The sequence below is a fragment of the Thauera sp. WB-2 genome (genome assembly GCF_027594845.1).
Taxonomy (GTDB): Bacteria; Pseudomonadota; Gammaproteobacteria; order Burkholderiales; family Rhodocyclaceae; genus Thauera; species Thauera mechernichensis.
The window spans coordinates 3088674-3106389 of sequence record NZ_CP088935.1 but is presented as its reverse complement, the minus strand read 5'-3'; the positions used below and the strand labels follow the sequence as shown (position 1 = coordinate 3106389).

Annotated in this window: 21 protein-coding genes and 1 tRNA gene; 11 read left to right on the top strand and 11 right to left on the bottom strand. The window is 64.9% G+C overall.

Features of this window, described 5'->3' with window-relative positions; all coding sequences use genetic code 11:
* Window positions 1-59: 59 nt before the first annotated feature.
* Window positions 60-737 (bottom strand): RadC family protein, encoded by a 678-nt coding sequence (gene radC / locus LQF09_RS14210; protein ID WP_002924476.1) that lies wholly within the window; start codon window positions 735-737, stop codon window positions 60-62.
* 66 nt (window positions 738-803) lie between these two features.
* Between radC and coaBC the strand changes: the two genes are divergently transcribed.
* The 4 genes from coaBC (at window position 804) to LQF09_RS14190 (ending at window position 3721) form a co-directional block, all read left to right on the top strand.
* Window positions 804-2006: a bifunctional phosphopantothenoylcysteine decarboxylase/phosphopantothenate--cysteine ligase CoaBC gene (gene coaBC / locus LQF09_RS14205; RefSeq protein WP_002924475.1), complete on the top strand. Its 1203-nt coding sequence runs from the start codon at window positions 804-806 to the stop codon at window positions 2004-2006.
* An 84-nt stretch (window positions 2007-2090) separates the two neighbouring features.
* Window positions 2091-2540, top strand: coding sequence for a dUTP diphosphatase (gene dut / locus LQF09_RS14200; RefSeq protein ID WP_002924474.1), 450 nt, complete (start codon window positions 2091-2093; stop codon window positions 2538-2540).
* Window positions 2540-2968 (top strand): NUDIX hydrolase, encoded by a 429-nt coding sequence (locus tag LQF09_RS14195; protein WP_002924472.1) that lies wholly within the window; start codon window positions 2540-2542, stop codon window positions 2966-2968. Before dut ends, LQF09_RS14195 begins: the two co-directional genes overlap by 1 nt.
* A 132-nt stretch (window positions 2969-3100) precedes the next feature.
* On the top strand, window positions 3101-3721 hold the full coding sequence (locus tag LQF09_RS14190; protein WP_270068278.1) for a c-type cytochrome: 621 nt from the start codon (window positions 3101-3103) through the stop codon (window positions 3719-3721).
* Between the two features lie 114 nt (window positions 3722-3835).
* Here LQF09_RS14190 and LQF09_RS14185 read toward each other — a convergent pair whose 3' ends face one another.
* Together LQF09_RS14185 and LQF09_RS14180 are read right to left on the bottom strand one after the other, a co-directional pair.
* Window positions 3836-5113 carry an NAD(P)/FAD-dependent oxidoreductase gene (locus LQF09_RS14185; RefSeq protein ID WP_002924467.1) on the bottom strand — a complete coding sequence of 426 codons (1278 nt, stop codon included), beginning with the start codon at window positions 5111-5113 and terminating at the stop codon, window positions 3836-3838.
* Between the two features lie 19 nt (window positions 5114-5132).
* Complete coding sequence (locus LQF09_RS14180) at window positions 5133-5438, bottom strand: c-type cytochrome (protein WP_002924465.1); 306 nt, start codon at window positions 5436-5438, stop codon at window positions 5133-5135.
* A gap of 195 nt (window positions 5439-5633) precedes the next feature.
* Between LQF09_RS14180 and soxY the strand changes: the two genes are divergently transcribed.
* From soxY to LQF09_RS14155, 5 genes are all read left to right on the top strand, one after another.
* Entirely contained in the window at window positions 5634-6101 is a 468-nt protein-coding gene (gene soxY / locus LQF09_RS14175) for a thiosulfate oxidation carrier protein SoxY (protein ID WP_002924459.1), read from the top strand.
* 28 nt (window positions 6102-6129) lie between these two features.
* Window positions 6130-6441 carry a thiosulfate oxidation carrier complex protein SoxZ gene (soxZ, locus tag LQF09_RS14170; protein ID WP_002924457.1) on the top strand — a complete coding sequence of 104 codons (312 nt, stop codon included), beginning with the start codon at window positions 6130-6132 and terminating at the stop codon, window positions 6439-6441.
* A gap of 140 nt (window positions 6442-6581) precedes the next feature.
* Window positions 6582-6836, top strand: coding sequence for a DUF4212 domain-containing protein (locus LQF09_RS14165; RefSeq protein WP_002924454.1), 255 nt, complete (start codon window positions 6582-6584; stop codon window positions 6834-6836).
* A gap of 12 nt (window positions 6837-6848) precedes the next feature.
* Window positions 6849-8654: a sodium:solute symporter family protein gene (locus tag LQF09_RS14160; RefSeq protein WP_270068277.1), complete on the top strand. Its 1806-nt coding sequence runs from the start codon at window positions 6849-6851 to the stop codon at window positions 8652-8654.
* 138 nt (window positions 8655-8792) lie between these two features.
* A complete protein-coding gene (locus LQF09_RS14155; RefSeq protein ID WP_002924449.1) occupies window positions 8793-9182 on the top strand; it encodes a hypothetical protein in 390 nt (129 codons plus the stop codon).
* A gap of 33 nt (window positions 9183-9215) precedes the next feature.
* Here the strand turns inward: LQF09_RS14155 and LQF09_RS14150 are convergent, their stop codons facing one another.
* The 7 genes from LQF09_RS14150 to LQF09_RS14120 form a co-directional block, all read right to left on the bottom strand.
* Window positions 9216-9467: a DUF4212 domain-containing protein gene (locus tag LQF09_RS14150; protein WP_002924445.1), complete on the bottom strand. Its 252-nt coding sequence runs from the start codon at window positions 9465-9467 to the stop codon at window positions 9216-9218.
* A 44-nt stretch (window positions 9468-9511) separates the two neighbouring features.
* Complete coding sequence (gene fusA, locus LQF09_RS14145; RefSeq protein WP_270068276.1) at window positions 9512-11569, bottom strand: elongation factor G; 2058 nt, start codon at window positions 11567-11569, stop codon at window positions 9512-9514.
* A 107-nt stretch (window positions 11570-11676) separates the two neighbouring features.
* A complete protein-coding gene (locus LQF09_RS14140; RefSeq protein WP_270069891.1) occupies window positions 11677-13302 on the bottom strand; it encodes a hypothetical protein in 1626 nt (541 codons plus the stop codon).
* 63 nt (window positions 13303-13365) lie between these two features.
* Window positions 13366-14100, bottom strand: a complete 735-nt coding sequence (locus LQF09_RS14135; protein WP_002924443.1) for an LrgB family protein — start codon at window positions 14098-14100, stop codon at window positions 13366-13368.
* Complete coding sequence (locus LQF09_RS14130) at window positions 14097-14462, bottom strand: CidA/LrgA family protein (protein WP_002924442.1); 366 nt, start codon at window positions 14460-14462, stop codon at window positions 14097-14099. Before LQF09_RS14130 ends, LQF09_RS14135 begins: the two co-directional genes overlap by 4 nt.
* 58 nt (window positions 14463-14520) lie before the next feature.
* Window positions 14521-15456: a hypothetical protein gene (locus LQF09_RS14125; protein ID WP_002924435.1), complete on the bottom strand. Its 936-nt coding sequence runs from the start codon at window positions 15454-15456 to the stop codon at window positions 14521-14523.
* Between the two features lie 49 nt (window positions 15457-15505).
* Entirely contained in the window at window positions 15506-16288 is a 783-nt protein-coding gene (locus tag LQF09_RS14120; RefSeq protein WP_002924434.1) for a sulfite exporter TauE/SafE family protein, read from the bottom strand.
* Window positions 16289-16608: 320 nt separating this feature from the next.
* Between LQF09_RS14120 and LQF09_RS14115 the strand changes: the two genes are divergently transcribed.
* Window positions 16609-16684, top strand: a tRNA-Thr gene (locus LQF09_RS14115).
* 69 nt (window positions 16685-16753) lie between these two features.
* Here LQF09_RS14115 and LQF09_RS14110 read toward each other — a convergent pair.
* Window positions 16754-16990, bottom strand: a complete 237-nt coding sequence (locus LQF09_RS14110) for a hypothetical protein (protein ID WP_002924413.1) — start codon at window positions 16988-16990, stop codon at window positions 16754-16756.
* Between the two features lie 168 nt (window positions 16991-17158).
* Between LQF09_RS14110 and LQF09_RS14105 the strand changes: the two genes are divergently transcribed.
* The gene (locus tag LQF09_RS14105; RefSeq protein WP_333482869.1) at window positions 17159-17698 is read left to right on the top strand and encodes a glycine cleavage system protein R; all 540 of its coding nucleotides are present in this window, start codon (window positions 17159-17161) and stop codon (window positions 17696-17698) included.
* The last annotated feature ends 18 nt before the right edge of the window (window positions 17699-17716 follow it).

The window sequence follows — 17716 nt, the reverse complement described above, 5'->3', positions numbered from 1 at the left end:
CCCTGTGAGACAAAAAACGCCGGTTCGATGCGTGCTTACCGTTGCGCGGGGGCGAATACCTACAGCAGGCCGCGTTCAGCGAAGGAGACGGCCTGGCCGTGGGCAGGTACGACGAAATGATCGAGTACGCGGACGTCGACCAGGTCGAGGGCGTCTTTCAGGCTGCGGGTGAGCAATTCGTCTGCCGTGCTCGGTTCGGCGGCGCCAGATGGGTGGTTGTGTGCAAGAACGACCGCGGCGGCGTTATGGGCGAGGGCCAGCTTGACGACCTCGCGGGGATAGACCGAGGTCTGGGTGAGTGTGCCGCGAAACAGATCGACCGCGACGATCAGGCGGTGGCGGGCGTCGAGCAGCATGACGCAGAAGGTCTCGTGCGGCAGATGCCCCAGTCTCAGTCGCAGCCAGTCGCGTACGGCCTGTGGCGAGTCGAACAGGGCGCGCTCGCTCATGGTCTCGGCAAGGGCCCGGCTCGAGAGTTCCATCACTGCCTGCAGTTGGGCATACTTCGCCAGCCCCATGCCGGGCAGGGCCGAGAATTCCGTTGCGCTTGCCGAGCATAGCCGGGTGAGGCTGCCGAAGTGGTTCAGCAGTCCGCGTGCGAGATCGACAGCGCTTTGGCCTGGAATGCCGACGCGCAGGAAGATGGCGAGCAGCTCGGCGTCGGACAGTGCCGCTGCGCCGCGGGCGATGAGTTTTTCGCGTGGGCGCTCGTCGGCTGGCCAGTCGGTGATCGCCATCGTGGGCCTTTCCTCAGGTTGGGTGCTGCAGTATATGTGTATCGGGTTTTATTATAGGCGAATGGCATGATCATGTTGAAGGGTCGAAGGATCGTCGTCGGTGTCACCGGGGGGGTGGCGGCGTACAAGGCGGCCGAATTGGTGCGCCTGCTCGGCAAGGCCGGGGCGGACGTCCACGTGGTGCTGAGCGAGGGCGGGGCCCGCTTCGTGACTGCCGTCACCTTCCAGGCGCTGTCGGGCAATACGGTGTGGACGGACTTGTGGGATGCGCGCATGCCCAACAACATGGCGCACATCGACCTTGGCCGTGATGCCGATGCGATCCTGGTTGCGCCAGCTACGGCTGACTTCATTGCCCGGCTCGCGCAGGGCAGGGCAGACGATCTGCTCAGCACCTTGTGCCTTGCACGCGATGTGCCGCTCATCGTTGCCCCAGCGATGAACCGCCAGATGTGGGAGTCTCCTCCTACTCGCCGCAACCTTGCTCAGGTGCGCGAGGATGGCGTCGAAGTGTTCGGCCCTGCCGCCGGCGATCAGGCCTGTGGCGAGGTCGGCATGGGGCGCATGCTGGAGCCCGAGGAGATCGTGGAGCGTCTAGAGGGCTTTTTCGTGCCCCGTGTGCTTGCCGGGCGCAAGGTGGTGCTGACTGCAGGCCCGACTTTCGAGGCGATCGATCCGGTGCGTGGCATCACCAACATCAGCTCGGGCAAGATGGGCTACGCGCTTGCGCGCGCCTGTGCCCAGGCAGGTGCGGAGGTTGTGCTGGTGAGCGGGCCTGTCAGCCTGCCGGTGCCCGCGGGGGTTCGCCGGGTCACCGCAGGGAGTGCCCTGGGCATGCGCGAGCAGGTGTTCGCCGCCCTGCCTGGAGCCGACGTGTTCATTGGCGTTGCGGCCGTGGCCGATTACCGCCCGCTGGAGGTTGCCGAGCACAAGATCAAGAAGAGCGGCGAGACGCTCGAGATTGCGCTGACGCCGAACCCCGACATTCTTGCCGAGGTGGCTGCCAGGCAGGACGCCCCTTTCTGTGTAGGCTTCGCGGCCGAAAGCCGGGATCTCGATGCGTATGCGGAGGGCAAGCGGCGCAGGAAGGGTTTGCCGATGCTGGTCGGCAACCTGGTGAGTGACGGCATGGGCGGTGATGAGAATACCGTGGTCCTGTATGACGACGCCGGCCGCCATCCGCTGCCACGTGCGCCGAAGGCAGAGCTTGCGCATGGGATTGTTTCGCATCTTGCGCGCCTGCTCGATGGCTGCAGACCGCAGGCGTGACCGGCGCGGGGGCTGGGCGGACGGATCTTGTGGTGAATTGACGCTCACCCGGCCGTGGGCTGGCGGTGGGCAGGGAGAATGGATATGCATCGAATCGACGTGAAGCTGCTCGACGAGCGCCTCAGAACCCATCCGCCTGCTTATGCGACCGAGGGTGCTGCGGGCCTCGATCTGCGTGCCTGCCTGCCGGCACCGATCACCCTCCATCCGGGAGAAACGACGCTTGTGCCGAGCGGCCTGGCGATCCATCTCGCCGACCCGGGGCTGGCTGCAATGGTGCTGCCGCGCTCCGGACTGGGGCATAAGCATGGCATCGTGCTTGGCAACCTGGTCGGGCTGATCGATTCCGACTACCAGGGGCAGATCTTCGTGTCGGTGTGGAACAGGGGGCGGGCGAGTTTCACTATTCAGCCCATGGAACGCATCGCTCAGCTGGTCGTGGTGCCGGTGCTGCAGGTTGGCTTCAACCTGGTCGAGCAGTTCGCCCAGAGCGAACGCGGCGCCGACGGATTCGGCAGTACCGGGAAGCACTGATGAGGCATGCTGGCATTCCCGTGGGTGTTCATGTGATCTGCGAGGATGCAGGAGGGATCCTGCTCATGCGGCGCGCGGGCACCGGCTTTTTCGACGGTTTGTTCAGTCTGCCGGGAGGGCATGTCGAGCCGGGTGAGTCCATCGGCGAGGCGGCGAGGCGAGAGTTGCTTGAAGAAACAGGGCTCAGGGTCGAGTTGGGCGATCTGCGTCACGTCGGTACTGTCCACCGACGTTCGGATACCAACCGGATCGATTTCTTCGTCCGGGCCGACGCCTTCGCTGGCCGACCCGAGATCCGCGAACCGGACAAGTGCGATGCGCTGGACTGGCATGATCCGCGTTGCCTGCCGACGCAGATGGTGCCTTATGTGCGCTCGGCACTGGCTCAGGGCGGGAGTCCGTGGTTTCTCGAGCTGGGTTGGGACTGACCGTCCGCGCCCGGAGCGGCTCTCGGTCTCTTAAGCCGGTCTGAGGCGTTCTGCACGTTTGACGCTTCTGCTAACCTTGAACCATTGACAGGCTGCCGATGGCCGTCCTGTCGCGAACAGGAGAGTGCAGGAATGAGGGCAGGCAGAAGCATCATGGTCGCGGCGTCAATGTTCATGTTCGCCTCGCTCGCCACGGCGGCTGGGGAACTGCCACAGGTCGATCTCGAGCGCGCCGCCGCGATCAATGCGGGGCGTTGCATGTTGTGCCACGGGCCTGAAGGCGATAGTTCTTCGCCGCTCTATCCGCGCCTGGCGGGCCAGCATCACCAATATATCGCCAAGCAACTGGCGGACTTCAAGTCCGGCCGGCGTGCCAGCGACACCATGGGTGGCATGGTTCAGGATCTTGCCGAGGACGAAATGCTCGCGCTCGGTGTGTTCTTCGAGACCAAGCCGACCAAGCCGCGCGAGGCACGAGACAAGGATCTCGCATCGGTAGGGCGCTTCATCTTCCATCGCGGCAATGAGTTCTCCGGGGTGGCGGCCTGTGCCGGCTGCCACGGCGATCGTGGCTTGGGTACCGAACAGTTGCCGCGCCTCGCAGGGCAGGTGCCACGCTACACCGAGGCCCAGCTCAATTCGTTCAACAAGCGTCAGCGCACCAACGACAACGAGATCATGCACTCGATCGCCTCGAAGCTCACCGAGCTAGAGGTCAAGGCGGTGTCGCTCTACATCAGTACGCTGGACTGATAAAGGCGACGGCCTCGGGGCGGAAACGAAGGGGGCGCACGGATCCAGGATCCGTGCGCCCCCTTCGTCATGACAGCGCGGCGCCGCGGAGGCGCCTGCAGCGGCGGGGACTCGTCAGGCGAGCATGTCGGCCCAGATGTTGCGCGCCCAGCCCATCGCAAACTTGCCTTCGAGCTCATTGGCTGCAGCCGAAACGCCGCCCGCGCCTTCCACTGGCAACGGTTGCTGCTTTTCGGCGTTGTACTGGTGAACCGAAGCAACATGGATGACGTTCTTGTCATCGACGAAGCTGTAGCAGGTGTTCATCAGTACGGGGGCGGCGTTCGGAGCCTTGCCTTCGAGCAGGTTCAGAATGGCTGCAGCGACCAGCTTGCCATGCTGGTTGGCCATGTGACCGGACTTCGGCATCGTGGGCGCGGGGAAGATCGCGTCGCCGATCACATGTACGCCCGGCACGCCCTTGGCTTCCATCGACAGCCATTCGACGTCGACCCAGCGCTCGTTGATCAGCGGCAGGCCGGCCTGAGCGGCGATATTGCCTGCACGCATCGGCGGGATGACATTGAGCACGTCGGCCTTGATCTCGTCGAACTCCAGCCGTGCCTTGCGGCTGGCCGCATCCACGCCCTCGAGCTTGCTGCCGGGCACGTATTCGAGAAGCGCGCCGTAGCTCTCGAACGCCTTGGTAAACAGGCCCTTCTTGGACTGGATCTCGTCGTTGGCGTCGAGCACGAGCACCTTGGACTTCGGCTTGGTGTCGCGCAGGTAGTTGGCGACCAGGCAGGCGCGCTCGTAAGGCCCCGGCGGGCAGCGATAGGGTGCGCGCGGAATGGTGAGCGCGAACACGCCGCCATCGGGCATGTCCTCGAGTTGCTTGCGCAGCAGTGCGGTCTGCGGGCCGGCCTTCCAGGCGTGCGGCACGAGTTCCTCGTTGCCGTCGAGGCCTGCGACTGCGCCTGGGATGAAGTCGATGCCCGGCGACAGCACGACGCGGTCATAGCCCAGCGTGCCATGCCTGGCAGTGGTAACCATGCGCTTGTCGGGGTCGAGTGCGGTCACCTCGTCCGTGATCACCTTGACGCCCCAGTTTTCACGCAGGTTGTCGTAGCTGACCGTGATGTCGTCCATCTGCTGCAGGCCGCCGATCACCAGGTTGGAGATCGGGCAGGAGACGAAGCGCGTGTTGCGCTCGATCAGTGTCACATCCACGCTGCCCTGGCTCCACATGCGCAGGTACTTGGCGACGGTGGCGCCGCCGAAGCCGCCGCCAACGACGACGATGTGCCCTTTTGCAGTCGAGCCTGCCGCATTGGCCAGCCCGGAGAGACCGGTCAGCGTGGTGCCACCCGCAGCGATGCCGATGGCCTTGATGAAGTCGCGTCTGTTGATCATCGTTGTTCCCCTGTGAGCCTTATTTCTGCGCGGCGAACCATTCGCTGATCAGCGCCAGCTGTTCCTCGGTGTAGCCCTTGACGATCTGGTGCATGATCGTTGCCGGCGCGTCGCCCGAGCGGAAGTCAGCGAGCTTTTTCATGATTTTCTCGGCCGATTCGCCAGCGAGTGACGCCATGCCCTTCTGTGCGTTGCCGTTCGTGCCGTGGCAGTTCGCACACGTCGCGGCAAGGTTGCGGGCGAGATGGGGGTCGGCGTCCTGCGCCTGTGCCGTGCCGACGAGGCCGGCCAGGCCGAGTGCGGCGATTGCGATCCTGAGTTGCACTGCGTTGTTCCTCCGTTGGGTTGCCGTTCAAGTCTTCTGATGGGGCGCGAGCCGCTTTCGGGTCCTGGGGCCTGGGCCGTAACAGGCCAGAGTATATCCAATCGGCCGAGGAGGAAATCCTCGGCTCAGGGGTGGCGCAGCCAATGCCGAAGGGCCTGGGTACAATGAAAGGCTTGGTCGACAAGGAGTGAAAGGATGAATCATCAACGCAGGGACGCCCTGAAAGCTGCAGGGGGCTTGGGTGTTTTCGGCTTGCTTGCGGCCATCGGCTTCATCAGGCCGGAGCTTGCGCACGCGGCCCGAAATGAGGCGGCCTTCAGCGCAAAGAGCCTGGATGCGGTCGTCGCCGCGCTTGGCGCCACCACGCCGGCCGAGAGTGGCGGCATCCTGATTTCCGCCCCTGACATTGCCGAAGATGGTGCGGCGGTGCCGGTCGGTGTGCTCAGTACATTGCCCGGCACCGATCAGATCGTGATCATGGTCGAGAAGAACCTGAACATGGTCGCCGCCTCCTTCGTGATTGCGTCGGGCACGATGGCCGACGTGCAGACAAGCATCAAGATGGGGCAGACATCCAATGTGCTGGCCATGGTGCGGGCTGACGGCAAGTACTTCGTCGCCAAGCGGGAAGTCAGGGTGACCCTCGGCGGCTGCGGCGGCTGAGTGTGCATTGGAAAAGGAGAGCAAGGCTATGACAAATCCGACGCGTATCCGTGCCATCGCCAAGGACGGCATTACCGAAGTTCGCATGCGGATGTCGCACGACATGGAAACCGGTCAGCGCAGGTCGGCGTCCGGCGAGCTGATTCCCGCGCACTTCATTACCTCGGTCACCGTCAGGCACAAGGACAGGGTGGTGCTGGCCGCCGAGTTCAGCACTTCGGTGTCGGCCAATCCCAGTCTGGCGTTCAGGTTCGAGGGCGGCGCCAAGGGCGATGAGCTGAGCGTGAGCTGGGTCGACAACAGGGGAGGGGGGCGCTCCGACACGGTGCAGATCGCTTGAGCGGCCGGAGCCTGTTGTAAGGCGCTGTAAGGGATAAGTAAGACTGATGTTTCTATAATGCGCCCGCAGTCGTGTGGATCAGGCCGTATTGCGGCCGGAGAAGGACGGCGCGGGAGTTTCACTTCAGACGAGGAGACGTTATGGAAAACAATGCAGCAGGCTACTGGAAAGCCACGCTGAGCCTCCTGACCAAGATCATGATCGTATGGTTCCTGGTCTCGTATGGCGCCGGCATCCTTTTCGCCGATGTGCTCAACACGATCCACCTCGGCGGCTACCCGCTGGGCTTCTGGTTCGCGCAGCAAGGCTCGATCTACGTGTTCATCGCGCTGATCTTCTTCTACGCGAAGAAGATGGGTGAGATCGACCGCAAGTTCGACGTCCACGAAGAATAAACAGGGGGAGACATGGAACTTCAGACTCTGACTTACCTGGTGGTGGGCGCGTCCTTTGCCCTCTACATCGGTATCGCCATCTGGGCGCGGGCCGGCAGCACAAGCGACTTCTACGTCGCTGGTGGCGGCGTGCATCCGGTCACCAACGGCATGGCAACTGCGGCTGACTGGATGTCGGCGGCGTCCTTCATCTCCATGGCCGGCCTGATCGCCAACATGGGTTACGGCGGCGGCCTGTTCCTGATGGGCTGGACCGGCGGCTACGTGATCCTCGCCATGTGGCTGGCCCCCTACCTGCGCAAGTTCGGCAAGTTCACCGTGCCGCAGTTCATCGGCGACCGCTTCTACTCGAAGTCGGCCAGCACGGTGGCGGTGGTCTGCCTTCTGATTGCCTCGATCACCTACGTGATCGGCCAGATGACCGGCGTCGGCGTGGCCTTCTCGCGCTTCCTCGGCGTCAGCAACGAGACCGGCATCTACCTCGGCATGGGCATCGTGTTCGCCTACGCGGTGTTCGGCGGCATGAAGGGCATCACCTACACCCAGGTGGCGCAGTACATCGTGCTGATCTCGGCCTACACCATCCCGGCCGTGTTCATCTCGCTGAACCTCACCGGCAACTTCCTGCCGCAGCTCGGCCTGGGCGCCAACCTGGTGGGTACCGACGTGTCCCTGCTGGATCGCCTGAACCAGGTCGTCACCGACCTTGGCTTCGCCGAGTACACCACCTCGGTGCCGGGCAGCAAGCTCAACATGTTCGTCTACACCGTGTCGCTGATGATCGGTACTGCGGGCCTGCCGCACGTCATCATCCGCTTCTTCACGGTGCCGAAGGTGGCTGACGCGCGCTACTCCGCGGGTTGGGCGCTGGTCTTCATCGCCATCCTGTACACCACCGCGCCCGCTGTTGCCGCGATGGCCAAGTACAACCTGCACGCTACGGTCAACACCGCGATCACCACCAACGGCGATCTGTACGCGGAAGAGTCCAGCCTCAAGTACGACGAGCGTCCGGACTGGATGTCGCGCTGGGAAAAGACCGGCCTGCTGAAGTGGGAAGACAAGAACGGCGACGGTCGCATCCAGTACTACAACGACAAGACCAAGAGCGCCGATGTTCTGGCCAAGGCCGAGCAGGCTGGCTGGAAGGGCAGCGAGCTGACGGTCAACGCCGACATCATGGTGATGGCCAACCCCGAGATCGCGCTGCTGCCCAACTGGGTGATCGCGCTGGTCGCGGCGGGTGGCGTGGCTGCGGCGCTGTCGACCGCTGCCGGTCTGCTGCTGGCGATCTCGTCCGCGGTGTCGCATGACTTGGTGAAGAACGTGTTCGCACCCAACATGTCGGACAAGAACGAGCTGCTCGTCGGCAAGTTCGCGATGGCAGGCGCCATCGTGCTCGCCGGCTGGCTCGGTCTGAACCCGCCGGGCTTCGCGGCCGGTACCGTGGCCTTGGCCTTCGGTATCGCGGCGTCCACGCTGTTCCCGGTGATCATGATGGGCATCTTCTCCAAGAAGATGAACAAGGAAGGCGCCATCGCCGGCATGCTGGCAGGCTTGGCCGTCACCCTGTTCTACGTGTTTGCTCACAAGGGCATCTTCTTCATCAAGGGCACCGAGTTCGTCGATCTAATCGGTGGCCCGAACAGCTTCTTCGGCATCACGCCGGAAGCCTTCGGCGCGATCGGTGCGGTGGTGAACTTCATCGTCGCCTTCGCGGTGGATAAGGTGACCAAGGAGCCGCCGGAGCACATCCAGCACCTGGTTGAAGAAGTGCGTATCCCGCGTGGCGCCAAGGCGGTCGACGGCGCGCACTAAGCTTCGAGTCTGGTACTGAGGCTCCCTCCCAGAGGGCCTCCCGAGAACCCCGCCAGCGGATTCCATGGCGGGGTTCTTTCTTTTATGGCACCTTGCGGGCTGCGGCCTTTTTGCCGTCAGCCGTGACTGGAGCAGTGAATGGTTCTGGATGTAAGCACCGTATTGACCTGGATTCTCTTTGTGGCCCTGTTCCCGATCGCCTTCTTCTGGCTGCGGCGGGCCTGGCGCATCGTCTTCAAGCGCGATTTCTCCGAGGTCGCGCTCAAGCGCGGCATGCCGCCAGCGAACCCGGCGAAGTTTGCGCCCTTCTCCGCGGTGATCAACTTCGTGTGCGGCATCATCATCCTGATGGTGATCTACGGCGTGCTGGTGCTTCAGCTCGAGTATGAGACCTGGAGTTCGACCGCCGGCGTGACCATCTGGAGCAAGTTCCTGCTCGACTTCATGCTCAGCCGCCACGCGCACCCGATCGCCTGGGGGCGCAAGAAGAAGGCAGCGGACGAGTCTGCCTCGGGTTCCGGCAAGTAAGGAGCTGGGCTGCGGGCAGTGCTACGCCGGGCCTTATTTCACTCGGTAGCGGCGGTCGAGACGGTTCATCACCGTGACGTAGATGGCGATGATCACCAGATAGGTGATCATCGAGCCCTGGGCGAAGATGTAGAAGCCCAGCGGAAAGCCCATGAACTGTAAGCTGTTGAGCTCGTTGGCGTAGTAACCCGCGACAAAGGTCACGCCGAACCAGATCAACAGCAGGCAAAACGTCAGCAACAGGTTGCTGCGCCAGTAGGCGCGTTGGCGTTCGCTCAGCTTCATGTCAGTGTTGCGGCCCGGCGCCTGCACGCCGGGCCTGGGGGCGCTCAGTGCGCGCCGTTGCCGTTGCCGCCGCCGGTGTGCTGGCGGGCCAGTTCGGATTGTACGTCCTGCGGCGCCGGCTCGTGGCCGCCGGCTTCGAGGACGAATTCGCTTTCTCCTGCGCAGATTGCCTTGAGCCTGCCCTCGAAGCCGTCCAGGCCTGCCATCGGAACGCGCGCTGAGATCAGCGTCCAGCCTGCGGCGGGGCTGTCGGTGGCGGTCAGGCGGCCGCGGCGGCTGGCGAGTTCGGCACTGACTTCGCCGAACAGGGCATCGGCCACCTTCACCTGGATGTCGAGCAGGGGTTCGAGCACCAGCGGACGCGCGGCAAGCACGGCTTCGATGAGCGCGTGGCGGCCGGCGGTGACGAAGGAGACTTCGTTCGAATCGACCGCGTGATGCTTGCCATCGGTGATAACGACGCGGATATCCTGGATCGGAAACCCGGCCAGGGCGCCTTCCTCCAGCGCCTGGCGGACGCCTTTCTCGACCGCGGGCATGAAGTTGGTCGGGATGGTGCCGCCTTTCACCTCGTCGGCGAGTTCGATGCCGCTGCCGCGCGCGAGCGGTTCGACGCGGAGCGCCACCTCGCCGAACTGGCCTGCGCCGCCGCTTTGTTTCTTGTGTCGGTAGCGCGCCTCGGCCGTGATGGCGATGGTCTCGCGATAGGGGATGCTCGGCGTGGCCGTGTCGAGCTGCAGGTTCCAGCGCGCCGACAACTCGTCGAGCACGATCTTGAGGTGCTGCTCGCCGAGGCCCCGCACCACGGTGCGCCGGTTGCGCGGGTCGAAGCTCACCTCGAGGCAGGGGTCCTCCTCGAGCAGGCGCGTGAGCGCCTCGGAGAGCTTCTGTTCGTCGGCGGGCTTGCGCGTCATCAGTGCGAGGCCGAACACCGGCTGCGGGTAGGTGGCGGGGGCGAGGTGGTAGTAGTCTTCATCGTGCGAGTCATGCAACACGGCGTCGCGCTGCAGTTCATCCACGCGGGCAACGGCGCACAGGTCGCCGGGCACGGCGAGCGTGGTTTCGATCGCGTTGCGCCCATGCATGCGCAGCAGGTGGGCAACCTTGAAGGGCTTGCGGCCGTCGCCGATGAAGAGTTGCGAGTTGGGCGTCACCTGCCCCTGATGGATGCGGAACAGGCCGAGCTTGCCGCGGTAGGGGTCGTTGGCGATCTGGAATACGTGCGCGACGGCGTGGCGCTCGGCGTCGAGCATGACCTCGACCGCTTCGGCGGCGCTGCCTTCGCCCTTGAGGAACTGGGGCGGGTTGGCTTCGGTGGGGTCGGGCGCGAGCTTGCCAAGGATGTCGAGCAGTTCGCGCACGCCCGCGCCGCTGCGCGCGGAGACGAAGCAGACGGGGATGAGGTGACCTTCGCGCAGGGCCTGCTCGAAGGGGGCATGCAGCTGCTCGGGCGCGAGCGACTCGCCTTGTTCGAGATACTGCGCCATCAGCGCTTCATCGAGTTCGACGACCTGATCGACGATGGCATCGTGTGCGGCGCTCACGCCGGAGAACGCGGTCGCGGCGGATTCGTCGGGCGCGAAGAAGCAGTCGATTACCTGGCTGCCGTCCGATGCGGGAAGGTTGAGCGGCAGGCATTCGCGGCCGAAACTTGCGACGATGTCGTCCATGAGGGCGCCGAAGTCGATGCCAGGTGCATCGATCCGGTTTACGATGATCATGCGGCACTTGTCACGGCCGGCTGCCATCATGCGGCGGGTGCCGCTTTCGACGCCGGCGGCGGCATTGATAACCACTGCAGCGGTGTCCACCGCTGGCAGGGTCAGCAGAGCGCGACCGGCGAGATCGGGCAGGCCCGGGGTGTCGAGCAGGTTGATCCAGTGGCCGGCCCACTCCAGATGCACCAGTGCGGCGTGCAGCGAGTGGCCCATGGCTTTTTCCTGGGGGTCGAAATCGGACACCGTGTCGCCGCGCTCGACGCTGCCAGCGGCGCCGATCGCGCCCGAGGCCAGAAGCAGCGCCTCGACCAGCGTGGTCTTGCCGCTGCCCGCGTGGCCGAGCAGGGCAAGGTTGCGAATGTCGTGTACCGAGCTGGGTGTCATGTTTCGCCTCCCTTGGGGTTGAATGGCCTCAAGTGTCCGCCCGCGGGCGCTGGAAGGCAATGCGCAAGGTCAACATGCATGCAGGCGCCCGGCCTGCCGCTGCGGCCTCACGCGCTGCGCAGGCCGGCGCTCCGCGTGAGGCCGATCGCGACCAGCGGCAGCAGCAGACCGAGCGCCGTGACCGTGACCAGCAGCATGCCGAGTTCGCTGTAGTCGGCGGGTATCGTGATTGCACCAGTCGAGGCGTCGCGCACCTCGCGGGTTACCGTGTAGAGCTGATTGAGGTATTTGGTGCCCAGTTGCGAGGCCGACAGTGCAAGGTTGGCGAAGGAGCTCATCACCGCGAAGAAGGTGGCCTTCAGGTGCGCCGGGGCGGAGTTGGCGATCCACGCCAGCATCGGCACCATCGAGATCTGGCCGAGCGGCGATTCGAGCGCCGTGTCGATGACGGCGATGAAGCGCGCATCGACGATACCGCCCGTGCGTGCCGCGGTCCATTCGTGCAGGCCGTGGTACATGCCGATGATCGGCAGTGACAGCACTGTGGTGGCGAGCGTCAGGAAGACGACGATGTAGACGATCGAGCGTTCGGCCATGAAACGCCGGAACAGGAACAGGCCGAGCAGGGTCAGGCTGCTGGCGATCAGCGCCAGTTTGGCGAGGAAGGACTGGTCGAAGCCGAGTTCGTCGATCATCCACCACGTCGACCCCGCGCCGGGAGTGGGGATGGCGCGGAACACGAAGATGATGATGGCGGTGCCGAGCAGGGTGTTGCGCGCAGTGGGCGTGAGTTCGCGCAGCAGCCGGCCCATCATCACTGCGATGACGGTGAACGAGCCTGCGAAGATGATCTCCTGGCCGTAAGGCATGCCCGACAGGCCGACGCTGAGCGTGAGCGCGACGAACACCGCGCTGCCGCCCAGGATCCACCAGTTGGGGCTTGTGCGTTCCTGGGGCTCGTGCAGCAGGCGGTCGATCTCGGCGCGGTCACGGCCGAGCGCAGCCAGGCGGCGCGCCTCGCGGCGCTTGAGCCAGCCGGCGAGCAGCACGCCGCTGACCGACAGCAGCGGAATAAGTAGCGCCAGTTCGTAGATGTGCAGGTAGATCGCGACCTTCTCGGCCTCGGGCAGTGCGTCTGCGCCCTTGAACAGCACCACGTTGGCGAGCGACACCATCACGCTGCCGCCGATGATGGCCACCCGGCCCAGGGTTTGCATGGTGGTGTGCATCAGGCGTACGGTCGCCTCGTCGAGCGGCTGGCCGTGGGCGTCCACCTGGGGAACGGCCTCCACCGTCATCGCGTCGGCAACGGCGTCCTGCATCACGTAACCGACAGGAGCGAGCAGCACCGACAGCACGAACCAGGCTTCGGCGGGCATGATCGCGCGCATCGTGTCGGGGTTGCCGATCAGTCCGATCATGATGAAAAGGCTGGCGGCGATCAGGCTGGCGCCGAGATAGACGAGGCCGGCCTTGTAGCGCCACAGCAGGTCGACCAGATGGCCGATCGGCATCTTGAGCGCCCACGGAATGCCGGCCCAGAACCCCAGCGCGGCAAGGAAGGCGGCCGACAGGCCGAGGTAGTCCTTGACGAAGAAGGTGCCGACGATGCCGGTGAGTCCCGAGATGCCGGCCGCACAATACACCATCAGCGGCGGCAGGTAGGACAGCCGCATTTCGCGGCCGAGTTCGAGCAGGTTACGGTCGATCCAGCGGTAGATGGCGTGCAGCACTCTGTCGGCCTTGTCGTCGGGTCGGTTCATGGAGGTGGCGGCGAAGCTTTGCCGAGGGGGCCGTCAACCTGCGAACAGGCGCTCCACCCAGGGCATGATCCATGGCAGGGACAGCGCGGTGATGAGACCGTTCAGTCCCATCGCGAGTGCGGCGAAGGCGCCCGCCTGCTCACTGACCTGGAAGGCGCGCGCGGTGCCGATGCCATGCGAGGCAATGCCGATCGCGAAGCCATGCACGGCATGGTCGCCGACATGCAGTCGGCGCAGGATGGCGCGCCCGAACACTGCGCCGATGATGCCGGCGCTGATGACCAGCACCGCCGTGAGCGAGGGCAGGCCGCCAATACGCTCGGCCACGCCCATCGCGATCGGCGTGGTGACGCTCTTGGGCGCGAGCGACATCAGTGACTCGCGGCTGGCGCCGAGCAGGGCGCCGATGCCCCAAGCCGACAGTGCTGCGGTGAGCGAGCCCGCGACCAGCGCGATCAGGAGTGGGCCCGCCATGGCCTTGAGCCGCGGCCATTGTGCGTAGAGCGGAATCGCAAGCGCGACCGTCGCCGGCCCGAGCAGGAAGTGCACGAACTGGGCACCATCGAAATAGGTTTGGTAGGGCGTGCCGGTGGCGAGCAGCAGGGTGGCAAGGATGGCCACGCTGATCAGCACAGGGTTGGCGACCGGATGAAAGCCCGCGCGTTTGTAGATCCAGAAGGCGGCCTGGTAGGCGAGCAGGGTCAGCGTGAGACCAAGCAGCGGTGTCGCCGACAGGTAGACCCAGATTTCCTCGAGGTCCGGACTCATTGTTCGCGCTCCGCGGCCGTGCGTGCGCGGTTGCGAGTGAGCGCCTTGAGCACGAGCGCGGTCACCGCGATGGCGAGGAAGGTGCTGAGGAAGAGTGCGACCAGCAAGGGCAGCCATTCGGCGGCGATGCGATCGCCGTAGAGCACGATGCCTGTGCCCGCAGGCACGAACAGCAGCGACAGGTGCTGCAGCAGGGTGCCGGCGGTCTGGCGCAGGTCGTCGCCCGGGCCGCCGCGCAGCATGAGCACGAGAAAGAGCAGCGCCATGCCGATCACCGGTCCGGGAATCGGCAGCGCAAAGCCGCGGGCGATGACTTCGCCGGCGAGCTGGAAGACGAGAAGCAGGGTCAGGGCGGCGATCATCGTGGTGACTGTCGAGTGGGCTGCGAGGGGGCGGGCGTCGGTGTAACGCCCAAGCCTACTACAGTAGCCCGTGGCCGATCGTACGCACTGCAATGCCGACGACTGCGCCGAGCGCGGCAGGCTTCCATACCGCCGCCACCCGGCGTCCTGCCGAGATCAGGACGGCCACGCCGGCCACATCGAAGGGGTGGATCAGGAAGCCAGCACTCGCGTTCAGGGTCGCGACGGAGGTGCCGCCGCTCTTGAGCATCTCATCCATGACGCCCATCATCGCCGTGCCCCCAGCGATGTATTTCGTGAGCGTGAGCAGTATGAGCGCCGGGTCGAGATCGAACAGGCGCAGCAGCGGTGTGAGCAGGCTGGTCAGCAGATCGATGCCACCGCTGGCGCGCAGCGCCATCACGGCCACGAGGGCGAGGACCAGCATCGGAATGGCGCCGATCGAAATCTTGAAGGCCTCGGCGCCAGCGCGGTTGATGACGTCTAGCACGCCCTTGGTGTCGTCGGCGACTGGGTGGCGCAGTGTCTCGTCTAGGGGGCCTTCGATGCTCGAAAGACCGCGCCCGAACACATGGTAGGTCGCCGCCGCGGCCGCCAGGCCGCCGACGCAGGACAGCAGCAGTGCTGGTCCGAAGGAGAGCCCCATCGCCGCCATCGGGAAGGTGACATTGGCTTGCGCCATGGCCATCACCATCGCCAGTGTGGCTGCAAGGTGGCGGTCGGAGGCCCCACGGCCCTCCATCATGGCCAGCGTGGCGACCGGCGCGGCGAAGCTGACGAAGTTGATCTGCAGGGCTGCGAACACGCCTAGCCCGGTCAAGCCCGCCGGGCGCAGCAGGGGAGCCAGGCGCGCGACCACCCAGTCGATTGCGCCGCGCGCCTCCAGCATGCGCATCAGCGACAGCATCACCACCATGATCGGCAGCAGCACGAAGAGCGCGAGCTCCACGGCCGAACGACCGGCCTGGAGGATGATCTGGGTCAGCAGGTCCATATGCTGCGGCCGCTGTCGGTCAGGGGTGCGAGGAGGGAATGCATCGCGCTCAGGCCGACTTGCCGAAGTAGTAGAGCGTGAGCAGGCCACCGACGGCGATGATGAAGCGCCGCAGCCAGATTGCCGGCAACCGGCGTGCCATGGTGGCGCCCCAGTATCCACCCAGCGTGGCGGTGAGCAGCATGATCACCGTGTGCGGCCAGGAGACGGCATTGGCGAGCACGAAGGTTGCGACCGCGACGCTGTAGATGATTGCCGACAGCCAGTTCTTCAGCGCGTTGATCTCGTGTACGTCCTTGAAGCCCTGGATGGCGAGCGCGGCGATCATGAGGATGCCCATGCCGGCACCGAAGAAGCCGCCGTAGATCGACACCAGGAGCTGGAACACATAGCCGCCTGGGCCGATGTGGCGTTCATCTCGTCCGGCCGGCGCAGGTTTCCATCTCTGCACCAGCGTTGAGATCTGGCTGCTGAAGGCGAACAGCACCGTCGCCAGCAGCAACAGCCAGGGGATGAGCGCGGAGAAGGCCGCATTCGAGGTCTGCAACAGCAGCAGCCCGCCGCCGATGCCACCCAAGAAGGCAACCACGGACAGTGCCGGCAGGCTCCTGGAGAAGCGCTTGAGTTCGCGACGGAAGGCCCAGGCGCCGGCCAGGCTGCCCGGCCATAGCGAGACCGAGTTGCTGGCGTTGGCCATTACGGGTGGCACGCCGACGGCAAGCAGTGCAGGAAAGGAGAAGAATGTACCGCCGCCTGCAACGGAGTTGACTGCGCCGGCTGCAAACGCGGCAACGCCGATGAGGACGATGTCAAGGAAGTCGAGGCCGAGCATGAGGGGCGTCTTGGAGGGCAGGCTGCAAGGTGCAGTGCGGCGGTGGCGCTGCGACAGCGTGGGGTGGGCCCGTGGTGTTGCGCGAGCTGCCGCGGAGTCAGATGCCCCGCGGCGCCGCGTTCTGGTTCGGGCTGTCTCCTCCGCCCCGAATTGCCGCGAAGTTTAGTCGACTCCCGATATAAACAGAAGATGCGGCCAAAAGTTTTTTGTATTGACGCGCGTCTTCCGGCGGGGCATCCCATGCCGGACCGTTCGGTGCGACGCGATCGCTAGCGCATGGTTGCCGTTGTGTGGGGCCTGTTGTATGATGCGCGCCCTTAGCCGGTGTAGCTCAGTTGGTAGAGCAGCGCATTCGTAATGCGAAGGTCGGGGGTTCGACTCCTCTCACCGGCACCAGTGATTCAGGCAAAAGGCCAGCCCCATGGGGCTGGCCTTTTGCCTTCATGCGTCTGTGGTCCCTTGTTTTCAGGCAGTCTGGCCGTGGAACAGGCGAAGCAGGCTGTTGAAGGCCTGTGCGCTCACGCTCGGGTCGTAGCGTGCGAAAAGCGCCTGCTGGCGCTTGCGCATGTCCGGCGGCAGGGTGTCGAGGATATGCTCGCGCTCGGCAAGAATCTCTGCGCACATCCGTTCGGTCACGAACAGGAATGCGATTGGTTGGTAAAGTCCATCACCCTTGCGGGCATGGAACTGCGGCACCTTCATTCGGGGGTCTCCTATGCATCCGTCGCCTGTGCGGCGACGCCTCCTTGCGCAGCGGCATCTATATCTGGTGCGCCGCTTGCGTTCATAATTATTGCAGTTCCCCTGGCCCGAGTATTGATATAGCGCAGATCACCATCAAGTGCTTGTGGGTCGGGGGCTTTTGCAGCAATGCGCCGACGGAGAAATGGAATGAAGACGTCCCTGGTTCTGACCCTTATCGGCCCAGACCGTCCCGGTCTGGTTAATGCGGTTTCGCGGTGTGCCAGCGAGTGTGGTGCGAACTGGCTGGAGAGTCGAATGGCCCACCTGGCCGGGCAGTTCGCCGGCGTGGTGCGACTCGAGGTTGACGCAGGGCAGGTGGATAAGCTCGAGGCCGCATTGCAAGCGCTCGAAGGGCAGGGGCTGCGCATCGCGGTTGCCCGTGGTGCTGCCGGCCCAGCTGCGAGTGTCCGCAAGGTCGGCCTGGATCTCGTCGGCCATGACCGGCCGGGTATCGTGCGTGATATCTCGGCGGTGCTGGCCCGGCATGGGGTCAGTATCGAGTCGCTCGAGACGGCCTGCGAAAGTGCGTCGATGAGTGGTGAGCCGCTGTTTCGCGCGCGTGCGGAGCTGGCTGTGCCGGCGACGCTGGAGCTTGGGCCGGTGCGCTTGGATCTTGAGGCGCTCGCCAACGAGTTGATGGTCGATCTCGACTTCGCCGACGCATAGCGCGCGCGGGTGGGCGAG